Origin of the sequence: Lutimaribacter degradans, assembly GCF_023703375.1 — a bacterium.
GTDB lineage: Bacteria > Pseudomonadota > Alphaproteobacteria > Rhodobacterales > Rhodobacteraceae > Lutimaribacter > Lutimaribacter degradans.
Genome location: NZ_JAMQGO010000007.1, coordinates 158,373 through 181,258 on the forward strand (window position 1 = coordinate 158,373; position 22,886 = coordinate 181,258).

A 22,886-nucleotide genomic window follows, 5' to 3' on the forward strand; every position below is an offset into this window, starting at 1 on the left:
AGAAATGGCAGAACGCTCGTTCAAGGCCGAGGTCGAACACCTGCGAAAAGGCGACGGCGATACCTTTACCGGCGAGGGCATCCTTGCGCTGACCAAGGCGCTTTTAGAAAATGGCGTGGGCTATGTCGGCGGCTATCAGGGGGCACCGATTTCGCACCTGATGGACGTGCTGGCCGACGCCGAAGACCTGATGTCCGAGCTGGACGTGCGGTTCGAGGCGAACGCCTCCGAGGCCGCCGCAGCGGCAATGCTGGCCGCCAGCGTGCACTACCCCATCCGCGGGGCCGTGACGTTCAAGGGCTCGGTCGGCGTCAACGTCGCATCGGACGCTCTGGCCAACCTGGCATCATCGGGCGTGAATGGCGGCGCGCTGGTCATCGTGGGCGAAGATTACGGCGAGGGCAGTTCCATCATGCAGGAACGCAGCCACGCATTCGCCATGAAATCGCAGTTCTGGCTGCTGGACCCGCGGCCCAACCTGCCTTCTATCGTCAAGGCGGTCGGCGACGGGTTCGAGCTGTCCGAGGCCAGCAACACCCCGGTCATGCTGATGGTGCGCATCCGGTCGTGCCATGTCACGGGCAGTTTCCCGACACGCGACAACCGCCGGCCCACCCTGTCGGTGCGCAACGCGCTTTCGAACCCGCAAAAGGATTTCTCGCGCGTGGTGCTACCGCCCATGTCCTACATGCACGAGCAGGACAAGGTGAATAAACGCTGGCCCGCGGCAGAAAAATTCATCATGGAGAATGGCCTGAACGAGCAGTTCGGGCCGAAAAAATCCCGTATCGGCCTTGTCTGCCAAGGCGGTATGTATAACGGCGTGATCCGCGCGTTGCAGCGGCTTGGCCTGGCCGACATTTACGGCCAAACCGACATTCCGATCTACTGCCTGAACGTGACCTACCCGCTGGTGCGCGACGAATTCCTGGAATTTGCCAAGGGCAAGGATGCCGTACTTGTCATCGAAGAAGGACAGCCCGAGTTCATCGAACAGCAGATGGGCTCGATTCTGTATCGCGAAGGCTCCAAGATAAAGCTGCACGGCAAGGACATGCTGCCGCTTGCGGGCGAGTACACCGGGCAGGTGATGCTGGATGGCGTTACCGCTTTCCTGAAGGAACACGCCGCCGACATGTTGCCCGGCGCGGTTCTGGCACCGAACGAGCCGAAACCGGAAATTCCCGATCTGTTCAGCACCGTACCGATCCGCCCGCCCGGGTTCTGCACCGGCTGCCCGGAGCGACCGATCTTTGCCGCGATGAAACTGGTGCAAGAGGAACTGGGCCAGCACCAGATCTCGGGCGATATTGGCTGTCACCTTTTTGCATCTTTGCCGCCGTTCGAGATTGGCGGGCAGACCATGGGGTATGGTCTGGGCCCGGCGTCGAACGCCGCCTTCGACGGCGGGGGCGAACGGCGGGCAATCTCGATCCTGGGCGATGGTGGTTTCTGGCACAACGGGCTGTCATCTTCGATCGGGAACATGGTGTTCAACAAGTCCGACAGCGTGGCGATTATCGTCGATAACTATTATTCCGCCGCCACCGGCGGGCAGGACATCCTGTCATCGCGCGCGCACAACGACACGAAATCCACCAACAACCCGATTTCCAAGGCGCTGAAAGGCGTGGGCGTGGAGTGGATTCGCCAGATCGACCGCACCTATGACGTACCCAAGATGCGCGAGATCATCCATGAGGCCCTGACCACCGATTACGACGGGCCCAAGGTAATCGTCGCCAGTTCGGAATGTATGCTGAACCGGCAGCGCCGCGAAAAGCCGATCAAGAAAAAGGCAATTGCCGATGGCCGCCGGGTCGAGGCGCCGCGTTTCGGCGTCGACGAGGATATCTGCACCGGCGATCACGCCTGCATCCGCCTGTCGGGTTGCCCGTCGCTGTCGCTGAAAACGCTGGATGATCCGCTGCGTGACGATCCGGTCGCCAGCATTGACCAGACATGCGTGGGCTGCGGCAACTGTGGCGAGGTGGCGGATGCCGCCGTGCTGTGCCCCAGTTTCTATCGCGCCGACGTGGTGCATAACCCGTCCGGTCTTGAAAAATGGTGGTCCGGCACCCGTCAAAAGGTGATCGGATGGCTACAGGCCCGGCGCGATGCCAAGCGGCTTGACGTTACGGGGGTGGCGCAATGAACGTGGCAACCGAACTGCGGGCCCGCACGCCCGATGAACGGCTGGCAGGCATCATCAAGCTGGCGGTCATGGCCGTGGGCGGCCAGGGCGGTGGCGTTCTGACCAGTTGGATCGAAAATCTGGCCCGTGCGCAAGGATATGCAGCGCAGGCAACAAGCGTTGCCGGCGTGGCGCAACGTACCGGCGCGACGATCTATTACATTGAAATGGCCCCTAAAGAAGCGGGCCAACCAGAACCGGTGTTCTCGCTCGCGCCGGCCTCGGGCGACGTGGATATCCTGATCGCGGCCGAGATGATGGAGGCAGGCCGCGCCATCATACGCGGTTTCGTGACGCCCGACCGCACGACGCTGATCGCGTCGACCCACCGGGCGCTTGCCGTGTCGGAAAAGATGACGCCGGGTGACGGCATCGCCGATGCCGACGAAGTGCGCGCCGCCGCCGAAATTGCCGCGCAGCGCGTGATCATGGCCGATATGGAGCAGGCGGCGGTTTCACAAGGCTCGGTCATCTCGGCATCTCTGTTCGGCGCGCTGGCCGGCTCGGGCGCGCTGCCGTTCGACCGCGCGGCCTTCGAGGAGGCGATCCGCGCCAGCGGCAAGGGAGTCGAGGCAAGCCTGCGGGCCTTTGGCGCCGGCTTCGAGGCCGCGCAGAACCCCGAAAACGAAATCGCCGAGTCCGCGCCGCAACCCGTGCAGGTGACCCAGGGCGTGCGCGGCCCCAAACATGCCATGCGCAAGTGGGAGGCAATGGTCGCCCGTGTCGAAGCGATGCCGGCCCCCGTCGCGGAAATGGCCCTGCCCGGCCTGCGCAAGGTCGTGAACTTCCAGGATGTCGATTACGGCGCGGCCTACCTGGACAAGCTCGATACCGTTCTGGCCCGCGACCACGCCGAGAACGGGCATCAATTGTCGCACGAGGCGGCAAAATACATTGCCAACGCCATGGCCTATGACGATGTGATCCGCGTGGCCGACCTGAAAACCCGCGCCCGCCGGTTCGACCGTATCCGCGCGGAAATGGGCGCGGGCGACGCACAGGTGCTGCAATTGACCGAGTTCATGCATCCAAGGGCCGAGGAAGTCGCCGGGATGCTACCCGCGAGGCTAGGCGCCAAGATCGAGGACAGCCCGAAATGGATGGCACGGCTTGATCGGTGGTTCAACAAGGGGCGCCGCCTGCGCACCGACAGTTTGCGCGCCTTCATCATGCTTTACATTCTTGGTGGCATGAAGGGCTGGCGCCTGAAAACTCGGCGTCATGCGTTGGAGATGGATCATCTTGACCGCTGGCTTGACACCGCGATGGCGCATCTGCCCGATCGCTACGGCATGGCGGTTGAAATCATCCGCTGCCGCCGCCTGATCAAGGGCTATTCCGACACCCACGCGCGCGGCCTGTCGAAATTCGATCGCGTGCTTGAAGGTGCTGCGCTTGTCGCGCATCGTGAAGACGGCCCCGACTGGGTGGCCCGCCTGCGCGAGGCGGCATTGCAAGACGAAAAGGGCGACGCGCTGGAAGGCGCGCTGAAAACCGTGCGATCTTTCTCCGGTTAGGGCCTATTCCGGCTGCGCCGGGCTGATCTGCACCCCTTCGATCACCGAGTCGCCAGGGTGCACGATCACCCGGTCGCCCTCGGCCAATCCGCCCAGCACCTGCGCCACGCGGTCGTTATGCTGGCCCAAGGTGACCTTCACCTGCCGCGCGATACCGTCATGCACCGCGAAGGCCGCCCAATCATCGCCGTCGCGAAACAATGCGCCCAGAGGAACCAGCAGGGCGTCATCCGCCTCCCACACGACGATTGCCAGCCGCACGGCATAGCCATTGCCCAGGCCCGGGCGCGTATCGGCGGGGTCGGTGATGTCGAATATCGCCTCGACGCGCTGTTCCTCGATCCCGAGGGCCGATACCTCTGTGCGCGCCGAAGGCTCGATCTGGCGCAATCGGGCCTCAAGCGCGGTGTCACCGCCCCAGCGATCAACGATAGCACGTGCATTTTCGGGTATACGCACCGCGTCGCGCGACAGCGGGTCGGCGACGATTTCCAGGTCGGTCGGATCGCCGATAGACAATAACGTCTGCCCGGCAAACACCGGGCGTTCGCTGATGCGATCAACTGACAAAACCACGCCATCGGCCGGCGCGGCGATCCGCACGCAACATTCGCTGTCATCACTGCGCTCGCCCGGCCCGATCAACGCGGCCTGCGCACGTTCCAGCGTGCCTCGTGCCATGTCGCGGGCCGATTGCGCGGCATCGCGGGCGGCACGGCGCACGTTCAGCGCTTGCGCCGCATCCTCAAGCCGCACGATCGAGGCAACCCCTCGCTCAACCAGCTCTTGCACGCGGTTGTATTGGCTTTGGGCATAATTCAGTTCTTCCTCGGCTTGCAAAAGCTGGCTATCGGCCACGGCCAACGCCGCCTGTGCCTCGGATATGGCTGCCTGCGCCTGGCTGCGGCTGCGCGCATCCAGCAGGCTGGGCGCGATCGGTTCAACCACGGCAACAACGGTTTCACCCGCGATCACGCGATCACCCACCCGCACGGGTGCGCGCTCGGCGGTTCCGGCGATGGGCGATGCGACCTCGTAAACCTCGCGGATACGGGTGGTGCCATCGACATCCACGGTCACGCGCATCGGCCCCCGCGCGACAGTGGCCAATTCGGCCGTGACGGGCACCGGGCGTAACGCCGCCCAAAGCAGCGCGCCGACGATGGCTGCAGCAAGCAGGACAATCAGGATCAGGCGGGTTTGTCTGTGCATCGCTCACTCTCGTGTTTTCAGAACGGCAACAAGATCGGCGCGGTCCAGCCTGCGCCGCACCAGTAGCGCCGACGCGGCGACGGCCGCTAGGGTGACAAGGCTGGCCTTGGCGAAGCTGGCCGGCGTCAGGACAAGCGGAATGCGATACAGGTCACTGTCGAACCCGGTCATCATCGCCCAGGAAATCCACGCTCCAATGGCCCAGCCCAGCGGCTGTGCTACCAACGCCAGCAGCGCGGTCTCCCCCATCAGAATTGACGATACCTCGGCCTGGGTAAAGCCCAGGATGCGAAGGCTGGCGAGTTCGCGCGCGCGTTCAGACAATTGGATCCGCGCACCATTATAGGCCACGCCAACGGTGATCAGCACCGAAATGGTGATGAACAGAACCGTGGTGATACGGACGTTTTCACTGATCGTTTGCTGAAAGCTGTCGCGCATATCGGTCAGCATGACAACGGTCGACAACATCGGCATTTCCTTCAGTCGCGCCTGAAGTTCAGGCAGCTGGCCCATGTCGATCCACAGGTTAAGGGCGGTGACGCGCGGGGCCTCGCGCAAGTGGGCGGCCAGGGCATCAAGCTGCATGTAGGCACCCAGACCGATATACTGCTTCGTTATCGCCGCGATCGGCACCGAGAAGGTGCCATCGCGTATTCCCGATAACTCGACACGCACCACATCGCCCACGCCAAGACCCAACTGCCGGGCCAATTGTTCCGACAGCAGTATCCCCTGTTCGGGCAGGGGCACGGGCGCGCCGTCGATATCCAGCGTGCGGGCCAGATCGCCGCCGGGCAGACGCGCGGTGATCGCCAGCTTCTTTGAACGCGCGCCGTTATGCAGCGTTACCGGCAGGTCGAACTGCGGCTCGACCGCCATCACACCGGGCAAGTGCCGCGCGGCGGTCACGGCCTCCAATCCTGCCTCTTGCGCAAGGATCAGGCTGGCATGTTGACGGTTCGATTGGAAAAACGCGATATCCACGACCTCGTCCAACGAGGACAGCATGAAATTCGATGCCACGAGAATCGCGACACCCAGCGAAAGGCCCAAGGTCGTGAACCCGGCCCGCACCGGCCAGCGCAGCACCCCGCGCAGCACCATCATCGCGGTCTGCGGAAGGCGCAGGGCGTGGGCCAGCGCATCCAGCCGGCCCTTGCGGAACCTGGGCGGCGCGGGCGGGGCCATCGCCACGGCAGGGGCCAGCCGCGCCGCCGACCAGGCCGCGCGCAATGCGCCCAGTGCGGCAGATGCCAGACCGATCAGGCCGGCCAGCGCATAGACATCAAGATCGTGCGGTCGCACGAGCCATGGAAAATCGAAAAAGCGAGCATAAAGCTGGGACATGCCCTCGGACAACCAAGCCCCGGCAGACCAGCCGATGCCGATGCCCAAGGCGGCCACCAACGCGGCCATCATCAGATAGTGCAGGGCGATTTCCCAATCACGATACCCCAGAGCCTTGAGCAACCCGATCTCCGCCCGCTCCAAAGACACGATACGGCCCAGCACCATGTTCACCAGGAAGGCGGCGATGCCGAAAAAAATCGGCGGCAGCACGGCAGACATGCTGCGCAGCTGGTCCAGCTCGGCCTGGATGAAGGAATGGCTGACCTGGGTTTCGCGATCGTGGGCGCCGGTGCCGCCCCATTCATCCAGCAGGGCATCTAACCTGTCGATTACCCTTTGCGTGTTGGCGTCGCGGCGCAGGGCCAGCGAAATATCGTTGAACGCGCCTTTCATTCCGAAACTCGCCGCGGCGGCCCGTTCGGGCATCCAGATGATGCCAAACCCCTCGTCATCGGGCATCAACCCGCCGGGTGGAAGCGTATAGATGAATTCGGGGCTGCGCAGCGTGCCAGTTATCGTCCATTGCTGCCGCGTCCCGTCAACGATGGCGGCAAAACGGTCACCGGGGCGGAACCCGTTGGCGCGGGCGAAACGGTCGGTCACCGCAACCTCGGTATTGGCGTCCGGACTCGGCAGGCGCCCATCGACCAGAACCGGGCGGTTCAACACCCCACCATCCGCGGGCAGTGACAGAACCCGCCCCGACGCGGGTGCCGCCCGGCGCTGCAGATCGAGCACCACCCAGCCGGTGACCCGCGCCTCGGCCGCCCGCACACCGTCAATGGCGGCCACGTCGCGCAGAACCGACATGGGCGCGCGCCGGGCACTGGCGAATACCTGCGCGAAATGCTGGCGGCTGTAATAATCTTCCAGCGTCGCCTCCAACGCGCGCACCATGCCAAGGCTCGTCAGGAAAATCGCCACGCCACAGCCCAGCACCAGCGCGATGGCCAGAACCTGCGCCTTGAGCCGCCAAAGATCGCGCACCAGCTTTCTGTCCAACGCGTGCAACATCACCAGACGATCTCGGAGGCGGGCAGGCGCGTTTCGTTTTCGATAATCTCGGCCACGCGGCCATCGTGAAAACGAATCACCCGATGCGCCATCTTGCGGATGCCCGCATTATGCGTGATCACCAGCGTGGTTGTTCCAAAGCGGTTGTTCACCTCTTCCAGCGCGGCCAGAACGGCAGTGCCGGTCTTGCTGTCCAAGGCGCCGGTGGGCTCGTCACACAGCAGAACACCGGGGCGCTTGGCGATAGCGCGGGCAATGGCCACGCGCTGCTGTTCGCCGCCCGACATCTGCGCCGGGAAATGGTCCATCCGCCCAGACAAACCGACAAGGCCCAATGCCTCGTCCGGGTCCATCGGGTTCTCGGCCACATCCGTCACCAGCGCCACGTTCTCGCGTGCGGTCAGGCTAGCCACCAGATTGTAGAACTGGAAAACAAATCCCACGTGATCGCGGCGATAGCGCGTCAATTGCCGGTCTGTCATCGCGGTCAGCTCGGCATCGCGAAACCACGCCTGGCCGCTGGTGGCATGATCCAGACCGCCGATGATATTCAGCAGCGTTGACTTTCCGCTGCCCGAAGGGCCCAACAGCACGACCATCTCACCCTCGGGTAAATCCAGGTCAACGCCATCCAGCGCGCGCACCTCGGCCATGTCGCCGCCGCCATAAACCTTGGTCAGGCCCCGCGTGCGAAACACCGGGCGGTCTGCATCAGGTGCTACTTGCATCATTTCCTTGCCTCGCGCTGCGTCACCTAGTGTGTCAACCGACAAGGGCCGCGCTTTGACCCGCATCAAACATGGCTCGATCATGCGCGACACGAGGCCCGCCGCCTAGGGCCATGCCCATGTTTTCACCCCCGGTCGCCCGAGTTCGCGCCGCGATGTGACAAAGAAATTGATTTTAGATGAGCGATAAGTTTTGATCAAATTATGAACAGGGGACCGACTTCATGATCGAAATCGCGAATGTCTCGAAGATTTTCACTGGTCGCGGTGCGCCATTCACGGCGCTTGACGATGTATCGGTGACCATCCGCGAGAACGAATTTTTCACGCTTTTGGGCCCGTCGGGCTGCGGCAAGACCACGTTGTTGCGGGTGATCGCGGGTTTCATTGATCCCACGCATGGCGCGGTGAAGCTGGAAGGCCAGGACCTGGTAAAACTGCCACCCTATCGCCGCCCGGTGAACACGGTGTTCCAGTCTTATGCCCTGTTTCCGCATATGACCGTGGCGCAGAACATCGCTTTCGGTCTTGAAATGCTCGACAAGCCAAGCGCCGAGATCAAGGCGACGGTCGACCAGATGCTGGAACTGGTGCGGATGACACCGATGGCAGACCGCAAGACCAGCGAAATCTCGGGCGGGCAGCAGCAGCGCGTGGCGCTGGCCCGCGCGCTGGCACCACGGCCCAAGGTCTTGTTGCTGGACGAGCCGCTGTCAGCGCTGGATTTCAAGCTGCGAAAGGACATGCAACTTGAGCTGAAGCGCCTGCAATCGGAAACCGGGATCACGTTCGTTTTCGTCACCCACGACCAGGAAGAGGCCCTGACCATGTCCGACCGGATCGCGGTAATGAATGCCGGCGATATTCGCCAGATCGGTGGGCCGCGCGACATCTACGACCACCCGGCCGAACGCTTCGTCGCCGATTTCATCGGTGACACGAATTTCCTGGAGGTCGAGTTGCTGGCAACCGAGGGTGAAACCGCCCGGATACGCCTGCCCTCGGGCGTCGAGACGGAGGTGCGCGCACCGCGCGACGGTGTGGCCCCCGGCCCCGTGACCCTGGCGGTGCGGCCCGAACATGCCAGCCTGTCGGGGGGCGATGGTGCGGCCCTGCCCGGCACGCTGGCCAATGTGGTCTATTTCGGCACAGATACGCATTTTCACGTCGACCTGGATGGCGGGGCGCGCTTCGTGCTGCGTCAGCAGAACCAACCCGGCACGGCACAGGGCTGGTCGGTGGGCGATGCTGTCACCGTTACGCTGGCTCCCGGCGTCGGCCAGGTTCTGAGGGACTGAGGCCATGAGCGACGCCGCAGCCACCCGCACCGCACGCTCGCGCTGGCTGTTGCTTGCGCCGGCGCTGGCGGTCTTGATCTTTGCCGCCTCGGGCCCGCTCTTGATCGTGCTGGTCTATTCTTTCCTGACACCGGGCGATTACGGCGGAATTCTGTGGGAGTTTTCAACCGACGCCTGGTTCAACGTCGTGTTCGAACAGGATTTCTTTACCGAGGAAGTCACCCTTGCCGATGCACATCTGTCGATTTTCTGGCGGTCGATAAAGCTATCGCTTCTGACCGCGTTTCTGACATTCGTCTTCGGCTTTCCCACCGCCTATTTCATCGCCACGCGCCCGAAGGACAAGCGCGACATCTGGATGCTGCTGATCATCATCCCGTTCTGGACGAACCTTCTGATCCGCACCTTTGCAATCATGGAGTTGATCCGCGCCGAGGGTGCGATAAACAGCGTTCTTCTGGCGCTGGGGATCATCGACGAACCCATACAGATGCTGTTCACTGAATTCGCGATTCTGCTGGGCATGGCCTACGTGTATCTGCCGCTGATGGTGTTGCCGATATACGCCTCGCTGGAGCGGTTCGATTTCACGTTGGTCGAGGCGGGGTACGACCTTTACGCCAGCCGCTGGCGGGTGCTGCGCAAGGTGATTTTCCCATTGGCGAAACCCGGTGTGATCGCGGGGTCGATCCTGGTGTTCGTACCTAGCCTCGGTGCCTATGTCACGCCGCGCGTCCTGGGCGGCGGCAAGCAACTGATGCTGGGCAACCTTATCGAATTGCAGTTCGGGGCGGGGCGCAACTGGCCCTTGGGCGCGGCGCTTTCGCTGACCTTGCTGGCAATCGTGATGGTCGCGCTGATCCTATACGTTCGCGCCGCCGGAAACGAAGAGGTGCGACATGGCTAAGGGCTTCGACATTCGCCGTCAGACCGGCTTTGCCACCATCGCGATGGCCTGTTTCGTGATCCTATATCTGCCGATCGTCCTGCTGGTGGTCTATTCTTTCAACGCCGGCACGTCGGTTGCGATCTGGGAAGGGTTCAGCTGGCGCTGGTATGTCAGCGCCTGGGATAATGACCAGGTACAAGCTGCCACGGTCCGGTCGCTGGTCATCGCGTTCTGGGCCACCCTGATCGCCACCACCTGTGCGGTTCTGGCAGCGCTGGCCACGACGCGGCAAGGCTCATTCCGCGGCTACACGCTTATATTCGCGATGATCAACCAACCGTTGATGGTGCCTGAAATCGTGACCGCCGTGGCGCTGTTGATCTTTTTCGCCATGATCAAGGTCGCGACCGGCTATACCGGGTTGTTCTACCTGATCATTGCACACTCGGCATTTTGCCTGCCTTTTGCCTACATGCCCATCCGCGCCCGTTTGCAGGGCATGGACCTGAGCCTGGAACACGCGGCGATGGATCTTTACGGCACGCCGTGGCGGGTCTTTCGGCGCGTGACGCTACCGCAACTGTGGCCCGGCATCCTGGCCGGTGCGATGCTGGCCTTTGTCATCTCGCTGGATGACGTGGTGATTACAGAGTTCGTGAAATCCGCCGGGCAGGATACACTGCCCACCTACATGCTGGGGCAGCTACGCCGAGTCGTCACCCCCGAGGTCAACGCCATTTCAACGGCGCTTCTGGCCATATCGGTCGTGATGGTGATGGGGTTCTTCTTTCTCAGCCGAACCAAGAAATAACCGACAGAACCAACAGGAGGGTTCAATATGAAACTGACAAGATCATTTACTGTTCTGGCCGCGATGGCCGTGGCCGGTGCGGCCCAGGCCGAAGGCAGCCTGAACATCTACAACTGGGGCAACTACACCAGCCCCGAGATGATCGAGAAATTCGAACAGGAATACGATGTCGATGTCACGATCACCGACTATGACAGCAACGACACCGCGCTGGCCAAGATCAAGGCAGGCGGCCACGGCTTCGACATCGTCGTACCGTCGGGCACTTATGTGCCGATCTTCGTGTCCGAAGGGCTGCTGATGGAATCAAAGCCCAACGAAATGGAGAACTTCAAGCACATGGACCCGGTCTGGGTCGACGTGGATTTCGACCCTGGCCGGAATTACACCGTGCCATGGCAATGGGGCACCGTGGGCGTCACCGTGAACACCAGCGTTTATGAGGGCGACATCCACACCGCCGCCCTGCTGTTCGAACCGCCCGAAGAGCTTAAGGGCAAGATCAACATCATTCCCGAGATGATGGATGTCATGTCCACCGCCATCTACTACAAGGGCGGAGAGCAGTGCAGCATGGATCGCGAAGTGCTCAAGGAAGTGCGCGATATGCTGGTCGAGGCCAAGAAGGATTGGCTGTCGATGGATTACGGCAATATCGAGAAGTTTGCCAAGGGCGACCTGGCGGCCGGCCTGAACTGGAACGGTGCGTCGATGCGCTCGCGCTTGCAGAACGAAGACATCGCCTTTGGCCTCCCGAAGACCGGCTATCCGGTCTGGATGGACAATGCCGCGATCTTGGCTGACGCCCAGAACGTGGAAAACGCCAAGTTGTTCCTGAACTTCATCATGGCACCCGAAAACGCGGCGATGCTGTCGAATTTTGCCAAGTATGCCAACGGAATCGCGGGTTCGGCCGAATTCATGACCGAGGATCTGAGCTCGGCCCCCGAGATCAACCCCAGTGACGAGCTCAAGGCCGCAGGCGTCCTTTCGAAAACCTGCCCGCCCGAGGCGCAGAAGATCTACACTGCAATCTGGACCGAGTTGCAGAAATAAGCACGGCAGGGCGGGCCATCATGGCCCGCCCCTTTCCCCCAAGAGGCAGAGCATGACCCCCGAAATCGTTATCCTGAACGGCCGTCTGATCACTTTTGACGACGCACACCCCACCGCCAGTGCGCTTGCGATTTCCGGCGGCTCGATCGCCGCCGTGGGCCAGACAGATGAAATTCGCGGGCTCGCCGGGCCGGGCACGCGGGTGATCGATGCGGGCGGTGCCACCGTCATGCCCGGTTTCATCGACAGCCATGTGCACCTTTTCGGCGGCTCGGTCGAACTTGCCTGCCTCGATCTTTACGGCGTGCAAGGCTTGGACCAACTGACCGCGAAAGTGCGCGAATGGGCCGCTCAAAACACTGATGACCGGCTGGTTTTCGCGGTGCAGGCGGATTACACGATCCTTGGCCCCGGCCAGCACACCACGCGCCAGGCGCTGGACAAAGTGCTGCCCGACCGTCCCTTTGCAATGTTCGCACCCGATCACCACACAGTCTGGGCCAATACTCCCGCGTTGGAGATGGCCGGCCTGCTGCATGGCGGGCAGGTGGAAATGGGCGCCGAGATCGTGATGGCCGCCGATGGCACCGCCACGGGTGAATTGCGTGAACCGGGCGCCTATGCCCCGGTGCTGAAGCTGACCAAGCATGGCGGGCGCGACATGCTGGGCCTTGTTACCGGCGCCGACCCGGTGCCGCCCGCAACACCCGCCGAACGGGCATTGGACAAGGCCGCGATTGCCCGTGGTCTGAAACATTGCGCCAGCCACGGGATCACGGGGCTGCACAACATGGACGGCAATTTCTACAACCTGGAGCTTCTGACCGAGCTTGAGGCAGACGGCGACCTGCTGGCGCGCGTCGAAGTGCCGTTTCATTTCAAAAGTCATGACAGCCTGGACCGCTTTGCCGAGGCCGAGGAAATGCGCGCCCGCTACAATGGCGATTGGGTGTGGTGTAACCGGGTCAAGATGTTCATCGACGGTGTTGTAGAAAGCTCGACCGCGCTGATGCTGGAGCCCTATCCGGGGCTGGATACGGTGGGCGACGCGGTGTTCGACTACGACCATTTCGAAGCGGCCGCGATCAAGGCCGACGCGATGGGCCTGCAAATCGCCGTGCACGCCATCGGCGACAAGGGCATTCGCTGGACGCTGGATGCCTACGAGGCCGCGCTACGCGCCAATGGCCGCCGCGACAGCCGCCACCGGGTAGAGCATATCGAGGTGTTGCATCCCGACGACCTTCCCCGCTTTGCCGAACTGGGCGTCGTCGCCTCGATCCAGCCCGGGCACGCACCCTTTGGCGGCATCTTTCCACCCGAAGGCGTCGGCAAGATGCTGCATGACCACCAGATTCCCACCGCCTATGCTTGGCAAGACCTACGCGACAGCGGTGCGCCCGTGATCTTTTCAACCGATTGGCCGGTGATCCCGGTGGACGTGATGCCCAACGTCAAGGCCGCTGTGGCACCAATCAAGATGCCCGCCCCTTGGCGCGACCAAAGTCAAAGCCTTCTGGATACGTTGAAATCCTACACCACCGATAATGCCTGGGTCGAATTCAACGAGGATCGAAAAGGCCGGTTGTCCCCCGGGATGATGGCCGACGTGGTCGTGATGAGCCACGATTTACAGACAATGGACCCCGACACGCTTGACCAGGCCCGCGCACAAACAACAATCGCGGGCGGGCGCGTGACCTACGAGGCATAAGATCAAGGAAAAGTGGTGCACCTAAAAGGAGAAACTTCAAACCTCCTGTTCGCAGCGTTGAGGGACTGGGAACGGGCCTTGAAGAACTCATGAACGCGGGTTTGCCGCTGATGCCTTCGGCGGCAAACCAACCTATGTGAATGTGATCACACTTGAACACGAACATACAACGATCTTTCTAGCTCCTCTTGTGAGTGCCACATAAAGGTCATTCGGCCCAAACTCATCGGTATCGAGGAGCACAACCACATCGGCCTCAAGTCCTTTCAACAGTAAAGTGCATCCAACGGCTCGCCCCTTGATCTCACGACCCACAACACGCTGTTGCTCTCTTACCGAGACCGAAATCTCGTGGAACTCTTCTGCATCCGAGCATGAATCCAAAGCACGCAGGCAAGCTGAAAGGATTGCAGGCCGGTGAGGGCGAACACCGCTAAGCTTATTTATCTCAACGAGAAACCGGTTCGCCGTGCGCGGTGCTGGATCCTCTCCAAAGGCAATCGCGGCGAGTTCCATTTCCGACGGGTCTGTGCGTGCTCGACCACTTTCGACCTTGCTTAACCGGCTCTTCAAGTCTGACGCACTAACTCCTGTCATTATGGTTGCCGCGAAGTCGATCAATTGACTGCGTGCATTCGTCGATTTGAAAACAAAGGTATCAGCGAAATCAATAAAATCGGAAAGGTCGACCGCTTCAACGACCACAGCGCCCGGTGTTTGACGAGCTACTCTCTGCTGTCGCGTTTTATTCATTCCATGAGAACTGAACCACGGGCCACTGAGGACTTGGTTCTTGCCGCCTTCGGTCGCTTCTAAAGCCAACTTTGCTACCCGCTCCACCGAATTGCGATCACCAGTGATGCGCCAGTCTTCAACTTTGGCCTTCGCAATCAAATCATGGAAAAGTCCCTCAACACGATGAACTGCTTGCGGATCATCTGTGGCGACCCCGATGAGGATTGGTATGTGAGCCCGCTCGGCGACAATGTGAGCCACTGCGATGACCCGGTTTGAACAGTAGCTCAAGAGCCTGAGGCAACTCTTCCCCCAATCCCAAAGGCAACCGCGTGGAGTCTGCTGCCGGAGTTGAAAGAAGCAGTGCGGCTCCAAAGGGGCCATTTGATTGCCTAAGAAGCCAATTGTATTCTGCCTCGCGCTCTGTCCCTTTGCGGATGCGAAAGACGACATCGACGCCAATTTCGTTGGTGTATCTAACCTCACGCGCCGAAAGCCCCTGTTCATGCGTCAGTCGCAGTATCGTTCGTATGTCTTGCACGGTCGTGCGCCTCGCTTGCTTCCGTCTCGGCATGGTCCCTCCCGGCCTTGTTCAAGACCGGCAGAATGCCGCGACGGTGCAGGCGAGGACCAACCGGCCCCAAGCCCTCCCGGAACTGTCCGGGAATTAGCGAAATCCCTGTCCGGGATTTACCGAAACACGTGTCCGGGAATTACTGAAATGCTTGTCCGGGATTTACCGAAACCCGCAGTCCAGAACCGTATTACTATGTTAACGCCACTTGAGGCAGCGTTGGAGGAGTTCGATGCGGCTATTGAGAAGGCAGAACGAATGATACGCCGTTCATCCGCAGCCCCCACGAAAGAGTTCTATGAAGCTTCTTTTCGCATATCAGTTGGCGTCCTGAACTTCAGCTCTAAGAATGTGCAAGAGTACCATAACGCCGTTTCCGACACGACCGCTAAGCTATCAGCACTCACGCGTTGGATTGGACACATAATTGGTCAAGACCCTGATATTGCTGCAAAGCTTGGTGAAGAAATTAACAAAGTAGTTAGCGGCTCATCGGAACGCCTGAATGCGCTGATGGGAACAGGCGAACCAATTGAGTTAGTTCTAACAGAGGCGAAATTGGTACGAGACACTTGCAGAAGCGCGATCAAGAAACACTTGGATAGCGCATCAAATAGCTAACTTACGTCCATCTTTGGCAGCCTGCAGAGTTGAGCGTCCTAGCGCCGTTGGGGGCTTTCTGCGCCCAAACCTCCGAGGATATTAGTCGTAAACTACAATAGTAGCTCCTATGGCCGCCAAGGCACATTGATCCGCTGACCAACAGCAGCCATTGGAGCGGCTGCAGCGAAAGAGCGCTTCGTGCCGCGCTGCGGACCTTCGATTTGCCGAAATGCTGCGCGATCGACGAATGGCCGGGTCTGGCGAAGCTGCGCCGCAGCGCTCGGCCATGAAGTGAACGGCAAGTAAGGGCCGGGTGTGTCGTGAAGGGCGACCATAGTTTGCAGTCTTGCAAGGTCAGATCCCTGCGCATAGCTTCCGCTCAGCCGGGCCGACCCGGTCCTGACGGAAACTATCAGATGACGGCAGTCAGCCCCAGAGCATCAGATCGTCAATGATACCTAACCTTGTCGACGCCCCCCTATAAAGGACGGTTTGCAGACCTGTGAAATCGTGGCACGACAATCTCGTATCGGCAATTCAATCAAACAGCCTCTGCAACCATGTGCTTGCGCAATCAATGACCTTGGACTGCTGTGTAAATCCCGAACAATCCCACAAGGATCAGGCTCAGTGCCCAAACCACGTCAAGGTTGAACCACGTCCGCGACAGGAACTTAAGTCCAAAATAGAAGTATATCGCCACGGCGATTGCTCCACCGGCGACGGTCATGGCGATCGTGTGCACCAGGGCGACGATGAACGCCGAGGCGATGTTCTGCCCCATCAGTTGCCGCGCGGCGTCGTGGCCGCCGTCGCCTGCATCGATGCCGCAAATCCCAAGATAGATGGGTACCAGCATCAACCCGGCTCCGTGCGCCATCGCAGCCAGGAATGACCACAGCACCAGCTTGGTGGGGTGAACCCGTGACAGGAACCTGGGGTGCCTGCGATTGATCAGCAGGTAGACCCCCATGGCGAAAACCAGTGCACCGGCGCCCGCACGTATTTCCGTCTGCCAGGTTACCAGCGCGGTCATCATCGAGAATGGCAACAGGATGGCCAGCATGGCCAGCAGATGCCCGATCGCCAGCGCGCCGATGGCCTTTGCCATGGCGCTGTGCCGACCTTCCATGAGTCCAGCCGATACCGCCAGCGGCCAACCCATGCCGGGATTGACGCCATGATACAGCCCTGAAAGGATGACGGCCCCCCAGAGGACCGTCATCGTGCTTGCGTCGAGTTCCATTCAGACGTTGGGATAGCAGAAGCTGTCGGTCGAGCAGTCACCGCCTTCAAGCCGGATCTGGTGCGCGCGGTAGCCCTTGGGGAAGTCGACGTAGAAATCCTTGTCGAGCGTCAGCCCGCCGTTTTCGCCGACATGGGCCATGACCATCTGGCCGCCCTCCTGACCGGGATAGAACTGGTCGTCCCAGGTGGAGTAGAGCGAGTTGGTCCAGTAGACCCTTTTGCCGTCACGGCTGATCTCGACCATCTGCGGACCGAAGGCGAAATCGCCGCCGCCCGGGTGCTTCGTGCCGCGCCCGATACCGCCAAGTTCGACTTTGCCGGCAAGCACCGGGTTCATCGGGTCGGTCACGTCATACTGGTGCATCTCGCCCAAGCCCCAGCAGGCAACGTAGAGGTACTTGTCGTCAAGGCTGAGGTCGATATCGGTGACCAGAGGCGGCACCGCCTCGAAGCCCTGCAAAAGCGGTGGCAGGTTCTCGGGTTTTTCCGGGCGCGGGTCGATGGTGATGGTCTTTTTGGACTGCCACGTGCCGTCATCGCCGCGCCACCATGTGAAGATCGCCCCTTGCAGGTTGGTTGTGTCCACCACGACGCCACAAAAGCCGTAGGACTTCTTGGGATCATGGGCAGGACGGATTTCCAACGCCATCTGGTAGTTCTCGCCGAAATCAATGGTCTGGATGTTCTTACGTTTACGCAGGTCCCAGAAATGGATCGAATGGCCATATTTGTTGGACAGCAAATCCTCAGCCACGATGCCGTTCTCGTATTGCGGCGGCAGGCCCCATTCGGAGCTGACCATGTAGTCTTGCGGCAGATTCCACCAGAAATCGTAGTGCTTGTCCTGTTTTCCCCGGTCCATCTCGTAGCGCCCGATGACCTCGAATGTCTCGCAATCCATGATGAATATGCCGGGAGGCCCGTCCGTGCCATCCTCTCCGCCGCCGCCAAGTGTCGAGACATAGATGCCCTCGGGGCCGCAATGGATTGTATGAGGCCGCGAATAACCGGTCTTGGCAAAGACCTCTTCGGGTTCGATGATCTTGTGGATCTTGGCGTCCATCGGATCTTTCACGTCGATGACATAGATGCGCGACGAACGGATGCCCGGCACAATCAGATAGCGCCGCTCAAGAAAGGCATGGCCAGACAAAGGTGACAACGACGAGGAACAGGCGTTCCAGCCGAAGTGATGAAATTCGTCGCCTTTGTAGGGCATCACAAGTGTGTTGACGATGGTGCCGTAACTGTCCGATTTTGGATCAAGATCTACAACGGCGATCCCGTCGGGTTGTGCGCCGTCGGGGCTAAGCATCACCGTGAAGCCATAGTTTTCGACAGGTGCCTGCATGGCAAGCTGCGCCGTGGCGTGAAACGTCGGATCCGGTCTTAAGGTCATGTTTTTTCCTCCCTGGAATGTTCAAACCCGCAATGGGCCGTCTTGGTTTTTTCCTTTCTTATTGGTGACGTGGGTCAGGCCTCCTCAAACCTCGGCCACGTTGCACAGCTGAATGGCCCCGCTGACGCGGTCGGCCAGGTCGATAAGTTGAAATCCAATCTCTTCGCGGTAAGCGTTTCCAAATCTTCTGATCGGCCCAACGGCCCCCACGCTGAATGTCGCGCCGATATTGCCGATGGATACCGGCGCAGCCACGCTGGCGATTCCGAGGTCGATCTCCTGATCGCAATCGGCGAAGCCGCGCTCGGCAATGCGGGCAAAGTCCGCCCGCAACTCGGTATCGGTCGTCTTGGTGTGTTCGGTATAGGCCTTGAGGCTGCCGCTGATGATCGACTCCTGGAATTCCGGTTCGGTAAAGGCCGCGATGGCCTTGGAACACGAACAGGCATGCATCGGCCGCACCCCCAGCCCGGGGTGAACGAAGGCGCGTCCCGGATCATCGGGCGTTTCGACATGTATGATCTCGACCTGGCCGTTGCGAAACCGGGCCAGAAAGACGGTTTCGTTGAACTGGATTGCTGCCGACTTGAGCAGTGGTGCCGCCGCCCTGCGCACATCTACGTCGGATTTCCCCAGAAGGGCGATCCGGATCAGCCGCTCTCCGATCACGACGCGCCCGTCGCCCGATGGCGCCTCGACTAGGCCTTGATCCTGAAGCGTCTGGATCAGCCTGTAGCAGGTCGGCTTGGGCAGCCCGGTCGCCTTCTGGATTTCCGCAGTCGTAACGGGCCGCCCTGCGACGGCGACGATTTCCAGGATAGCGATCAGGCGGTCCAGATGCATGTTGACCGAATCATTTCATAAAAAGAGACTTGTTCTCAAATTGTGATACAATTTGTTCATAAGGCAATCAAATTCGGAAGGATCAAAGACATGCGTACACGTGCTGCCGTGGCCCTGAAGGCCGGACAACCGCTTGAGATCATGGAGGTGAACCTCGACGGGCCGAAAGCGGGCGAGGTTCTTGTCGAGGTCAAGGCCACGGGGCTTTGCCATACCGACGAGTTCACCCGTTCGGGCGGCGATCCCGAGGGGCTTTTCCCGTCGATCCTTGGCCACGAGGGTGCGGGGGTGGTGCTGGAGGTCGGCGAGGGCGTGACCACGCTCAAGCCCGGCGATCACGTGATCCCGCTTTACACACCGGAATGCCGCGAATGTCACGCCTGCCGCTCGGGCAAGACAAACCTGTGCACTGCGATCCGCGGGACGCAAGGTCAGGGCCTGATGCCCGATGGGACCACGCGGTTTTCGATGCTCGATGGCACGCCCATCTATCACTACATGGGCTGCTCGACCTTCGCCAATCATACCGTGATGCCGGAAATCGCGCTGGCAAAGGTGCGCGATGACGCGCCCTTCGACAAGATCTGCTATATTGGCTGCGGGGTGACGACCGGGATCGGCGCGGTCATCAACACCGCCGGTGTCGAGATCGGCGCCACGGCGGCGGTCTTCGGCCTCGGCGGTATCGGCCTCAACGTGATTCAGGGCCTGCGTTTGGCCGGCGCCGACAAGATCATCGGCGTGGATCTCAATTCCGACAAGGCCACGATGGCGCGCAAGTTCGGCATGACCGATTTCGTGAACCCAAGGGAACTTGACGGCCAGTCCGTTACCGAAAAAATCATCGAACTGACCAAGACCGATCAGGACCCATTCGGCGGGGTCGATTATTCCTTCGATGCGACCGGCAACGTGCAGGTCATGCGCGACGCGCTGGAATGCTCGCATCGCGGCTGGGGCGTTTCGGTCATCATCGGCGTGGCCCCGGCGGGGGCTGAGATTTCCACCCGCCCGTTCCAGCTTGTCACGGGCCGAGTCTGGAAGGGCACCGCCTTTGGCGGCGCCAAGGGCCGCAGCGATGTGCCTAAATTTGTCGATTGGTACATGAACGGCAAGATCGAGATCGACCCGATGATCACCCACAAGCTGAGCCTCGATCAGATCAACGAAGGCTTCGATCTCATGCATGAAGGCAAATCAATCAGGGCTGTTGTGGAGTTCTGACGCCATCCGTGTCGTTATCCTCCGTTGACGGAGTAAACATGTTGGCGTGGGATTGTGACTCACAATGCAAAAATCTGGGCCGCACAGACGGCCGAACGCAACCCGCCCAGCGCGGCGCTCGACTGGACCGAGTCGGGCACACTCGATATCGAAATAAGCGGCGAATGGGAGCGTATCCTGAAGGCGTCGGGCAACACGACCGTTTCGGAGGGTCTTCTCTCACAAGCTGCAATGCTGGGTTCACATGGCAAGCGAATCGACGCACGGGCAACGAATTTTGCGTTGGGCTTTGTGGATGCGATGGAACCGAACGACGCAGCCGAAGCCTTGTTGCTGACCCAGATGGCCGCGACCCATCAAGCGACGATGATGCTGGCCCGGCGTCTGAACCATGTCGAAAACATCGCGCAACAGGACGTAGCAGAAAAGGCGCTGAACAAACTGGCGCGCAGATGGACACGTTAAAGCGCTATCGCTCGAAAGGGAGACAGGTGGTGCGCGTTGAACGGGTCACGGTTGAAGATGGTGGCCAGGCCATTGTTGGAAATGTGGACGGGGGACGGGGCCGTGAAGAAAAGGGACGCTTACCCCATTCAAAGCGAACACGACGCCCCCAGATACAGCGCGAAATCAAAACGCAGCGGCAAGCCATGCCAAGCCCCAGCCGTTTGCGGCTGGAACGTCTGCCGGATGCACGGCGCCGGCGGTGGCGCTAAGGCCGGGGCAGCGCATCCCAACTGGAAGCATGGCGGACGAAGCTTGCATGCTATGGAACTTCGCAAGATGGTCTGCCTCATGCAGCGAAACGCGAAGTCCATTTGTCTGCCGTGAAGCTTATGGCTTTACGATTCCGCTGGTGTGTTTGATCGGAACACAATCCCACAGTTTTTTGGATCGAAGCTTGTTCTGACGCTTCCATTTCGCCTTTCAGACGCGAACGCTCTGCAGCATTTTCCTTATCGCCACCAACAAAAAAGGCTGCGGGCCAGAACAGAACCAATGCAACCCCGGTTGCAATAGCATCGCCTTGCGCATTTTGGTCCTGCACACTTGCGACCTGTGATGTGCGCGCAGCAACCCGTCGCGCCTCTTGTTCAATTTGAGAGCATGAGAATGACTGATAGTTTAGAGGCGAAACCTAGGTGGACTGCACGTTCTGAGAGTTTTCGGCACAGGCCGACAGAGTGGAGCCCACGATGGCGGCAAGAATTCAGGCTTTTTTCATGGATTTGCCCCTAGTTGTATTGCGCTGCCTCCCCACAACCCATGGAGATTGCAAAAAAGAACAGGCCCGGACAATCAATTTCTATTGTACGCAAACCTTTTAGGGGGCAGCAGAGCATCAAGGGGGGTATTTAGGGGGGATACAAAAATAAATATTCTCATAAAATTCAATTATTTCAATGTTATATAAGAATTTTATGGTGCCGCTGAAGGGACTCGAACCCCCGACCCCATCATTACGAATGACGTGCTCTACCAGCTGAGCTACAGCGGCCACGCGCGGCTTTTATCGGCAAGGTGAGCGCCGTTCAAGCGCAAAGATCACGGATCAGAGCACCTGAATAGGTATGGTGACCAAGCCGGCGGCCAAGTGGTGGAGTCATCGAATCTGCTCCAGCAGATCGGCGTGGCGCGCCGTGAACTCGGCCCGCACTTCGACGGGTGGACGCAAGTGGATGGCCAGCCCCTCGATCAGATCCGGCGCAGGGCGCCCAAAGAACCTGGTTGCCTCGGCCTCGGCAAAACCGGCGATCTGGGTGGCCTCCATCCAAGCGCTTATGCGATCGGCCTTCTTGACCTGTCTTTTCAACGCCGGCGGCGGCACGGCAGGCAGCCCAAAGCGGATGTGGATCGCCGCTGACAGGCGTTTGTCCAGTTCCTCATATCCCGGTCCAACGGCAGATTTCACGGGGCTGATCATGTCACCGATCACGTATTCGGGTGCATCGTGCAGCAGCGCGGTCAGCCTCTGCGCGGGCGTGGCGGATGGTACAAGGCGCCCAAACAGGGTTTCGACCAGCAGCGAATGTTCGGCCACGGAATAGGCGTAATCGCCGTATGTCTGCCCATTCCACCGCGCGACAAAGGCCAGGCCGTGGGCGATATCCTCGATCTCGACATCCATCGGCGTCGGGTCCAGCAGATCCAACCTGCGACCCGAAAGCATCCGTTGCCATGCGCGGGGGGGCTTCATCTTGCACTATCGTCCTGTTTGGCGGGCATTGCCGTCTGACTAGCCCCCGTATCATCGCCTGTAAACTGCGCAACGTTGCCCTGCCGCATCCACCATGGTACCTGCAACACCAAATAGAAATGGAGCTTTAAACGTGACCCAAGATTACGTCGTCAAAGACATCAACCTGGCAGAATTCGGCCGCAAGGAACTGGACATCGCTGAAACGGAGATGCCGGGCCTCATGGCGCTGCGCGAGGAATACGGGGCGGAACAGCCACTCAAGGGTGCGCGGATC

20 protein-coding genes, 1 tRNA gene and 1 pseudogene are annotated in these 22,886 nt (G+C 60.4%); 11 read left to right on the top strand and 11 right to left on the bottom strand.

The genetic code is table 11. The features are described from left to right. The first annotated feature begins 4 nt into the window (after positions 1-4). Positions 5-2,155: a thiamine pyrophosphate-dependent enzyme gene (locus M8744_RS12040; protein WP_251416969.1), complete on the top strand. Its 2,151-nt coding sequence runs from the start codon at positions 5-7 to the stop codon at positions 2,153-2,155. Further along, positions 2,152-3,711 carry an indolepyruvate oxidoreductase subunit beta family protein gene (locus M8744_RS12045; protein WP_251416972.1) on the top strand — a complete coding sequence of 520 codons (1,560 nt, stop codon included), beginning with the start codon at positions 2,152-2,154 and terminating at the stop codon, positions 3,709-3,711. Before M8744_RS12040 ends, M8744_RS12045 begins: the two co-directional genes overlap by 4 nt. Positions 3,712-3,714: 3 nt before the next feature. Here M8744_RS12045 and M8744_RS12050 read toward each other — a convergent pair whose 3' ends face one another. The 3 genes from M8744_RS12050 to M8744_RS12060 are packed head-to-tail and all read right to left on the bottom strand — an operon-like array spanning position 3,715 to position 8,021. After that, on the bottom strand, positions 3,715-4,923 hold the full coding sequence (locus tag M8744_RS12050; RefSeq protein WP_251416978.1) for an efflux RND transporter periplasmic adaptor subunit: 1,209 nt from the start codon (positions 4,921-4,923) through the stop codon (positions 3,715-3,717). A 3-nt stretch (positions 4,924-4,926) separates the two neighbouring features. Continuing rightward, entirely contained in the window at positions 4,927-7,263 is a 2,337-nt protein-coding gene (locus M8744_RS12055; RefSeq protein WP_251416982.1) for an ABC transporter permease, read from the bottom strand. A 26-nt stretch (positions 7,264-7,289) separates the two neighbouring features. Beyond that, positions 7,290-8,021: an ABC transporter ATP-binding protein gene (locus M8744_RS12060; protein ID WP_251417003.1), complete on the bottom strand. Its 732-nt coding sequence runs from the start codon at positions 8,019-8,021 to the stop codon at positions 7,290-7,292. Between the two features lie 221 nt (positions 8,022-8,242). Here M8744_RS12060 and M8744_RS12065 point away from each other — a divergent pair, with 221 nt between their 5' ends. Genes M8744_RS12065 through M8744_RS12085 form a run of 5 tightly spaced genes read left to right on the top strand, consistent with a single transcriptional unit; the run spans position 8,243 to position 13,786 of the window. Continuing rightward, complete coding sequence (locus tag M8744_RS12065) at positions 8,243-9,316, top strand: ABC transporter ATP-binding protein (protein ID WP_251417009.1); 1,074 nt, start codon at positions 8,243-8,245, stop codon at positions 9,314-9,316. 4 nt (positions 9,317-9,320) lie between these two features. Beyond that, positions 9,321-10,223: an ABC transporter permease gene (locus M8744_RS12070; RefSeq protein WP_251417013.1), complete on the top strand. Its 903-nt coding sequence runs from the start codon at positions 9,321-9,323 to the stop codon at positions 10,221-10,223. Beyond that, positions 10,216-11,016, top strand: coding sequence for an ABC transporter permease (locus M8744_RS12075; RefSeq protein ID WP_251417019.1), 801 nt, complete (start codon positions 10,216-10,218; stop codon positions 11,014-11,016). Before M8744_RS12070 ends, M8744_RS12075 begins: the two co-directional genes overlap by 8 nt. Positions 11,017-11,043: 27 nt before the next feature. Beyond that, a complete protein-coding gene (locus M8744_RS12080; RefSeq protein WP_251417025.1) occupies positions 11,044-12,072 on the top strand; it encodes an extracellular solute-binding protein in 1,029 nt (342 codons plus the stop codon). Between the two features lie 52 nt (positions 12,073-12,124). Beyond that, on the top strand, positions 12,125-13,786 hold the full coding sequence (locus M8744_RS12085; protein WP_251417028.1) for an amidohydrolase: 1,662 nt from the start codon (positions 12,125-12,127) through the stop codon (positions 13,784-13,786). A 132-nt stretch (positions 13,787-13,918) separates the two neighbouring features. Here M8744_RS12085 and M8744_RS12090 read toward each other — a convergent pair whose 3' ends face one another. Further along, a complete protein-coding gene (locus tag M8744_RS12090; RefSeq protein ID WP_251417131.1) occupies positions 13,919-14,812 on the bottom strand; it encodes an ATP-binding domain-containing protein in 894 nt (297 codons plus the stop codon). A 76-nt stretch (positions 14,813-14,888) separates the two neighbouring features. After that, a pseudogene (locus M8744_RS17865) lies at positions 14,889-15,095 on the bottom strand (hypothetical protein); the annotation flags it as partial. Between the two features lie 195 nt (positions 15,096-15,290). Here M8744_RS17865 and M8744_RS12095 point away from each other — a divergent pair. After that, entirely contained in the window at positions 15,291-15,716 is a 426-nt protein-coding gene (locus M8744_RS12095; RefSeq protein ID WP_251417032.1) for a hypothetical protein, read from the top strand. Between the two features lie 556 nt (positions 15,717-16,272). Here the strand turns inward: M8744_RS12095 and M8744_RS12100 are convergent. The 3 genes from M8744_RS12100 to M8744_RS12110 all read right to left on the bottom strand — a co-directional run bounded on the left by M8744_RS12100 (position 16,273) and on the right by M8744_RS12110 (position 19,188). Beyond that, positions 16,273-16,944, bottom strand: a complete 672-nt coding sequence (locus M8744_RS12100; RefSeq protein WP_251417037.1) for a hypothetical protein — start codon at positions 16,942-16,944, stop codon at positions 16,273-16,275. Next, a complete protein-coding gene (locus tag M8744_RS12105; RefSeq protein WP_251417041.1) occupies positions 16,945-18,345 on the bottom strand; it encodes a selenium-binding protein SBP56-related protein in 1,401 nt (466 codons plus the stop codon). An 84-nt stretch (positions 18,346-18,429) separates the two neighbouring features. Then, positions 18,430-19,188 carry an IclR family transcriptional regulator gene (locus tag M8744_RS12110; RefSeq protein WP_251417045.1) on the bottom strand — a complete coding sequence of 253 codons (759 nt, stop codon included), beginning with the start codon at positions 19,186-19,188 and terminating at the stop codon, positions 18,430-18,432. Positions 19,189-19,278: 90 nt separating this feature from the next. Between M8744_RS12110 and M8744_RS12115 the strand changes: the two genes are divergently transcribed. Together M8744_RS12115 and M8744_RS12120 are read left to right on the top strand one after the other, a co-directional pair. Further along, a complete protein-coding gene (locus M8744_RS12115; protein ID WP_251417051.1) occupies positions 19,279-20,412 on the top strand; it encodes an S-(hydroxymethyl)glutathione dehydrogenase/class III alcohol dehydrogenase in 1,134 nt (377 codons plus the stop codon). Between the two features lie 54 nt (positions 20,413-20,466). After that, complete coding sequence (locus M8744_RS12120; protein ID WP_251417057.1) at positions 20,467-20,877, top strand: hypothetical protein; 411 nt, start codon at positions 20,467-20,469, stop codon at positions 20,875-20,877. A 328-nt stretch (positions 20,878-21,205) separates the two neighbouring features. Here M8744_RS12120 and M8744_RS12125 read toward each other — a convergent pair whose 3' ends face one another. From M8744_RS12125 to M8744_RS12135, 3 genes are all read right to left on the bottom strand, one after another. Further along, positions 21,206-21,460, bottom strand: a complete 255-nt coding sequence (locus M8744_RS12125; RefSeq protein ID WP_251417062.1) for a hypothetical protein — start codon at positions 21,458-21,460, stop codon at positions 21,206-21,208. 374 nt (positions 21,461-21,834) lie between these two features. Continuing rightward, positions 21,835-21,910 (bottom strand) — tRNA-Thr (locus M8744_RS12130). Positions 21,911-22,015: 105 nt separating this feature from the next. Next, positions 22,016-22,609, bottom strand: coding sequence for an HD family hydrolase (locus M8744_RS12135; protein ID WP_251417069.1), 594 nt, complete (start codon positions 22,607-22,609; stop codon positions 22,016-22,018). A gap of 133 nt (positions 22,610-22,742) precedes the next feature. On the opposite strand from M8744_RS12135, the gene M8744_RS12140 reads away from it, so the two are divergent. After that, a partial coding sequence (locus M8744_RS12140) for an adenosylhomocysteinase (protein WP_251417124.1) occupies positions 22,743-22,886 on the top strand: 144 nt, incomplete at its 3' end.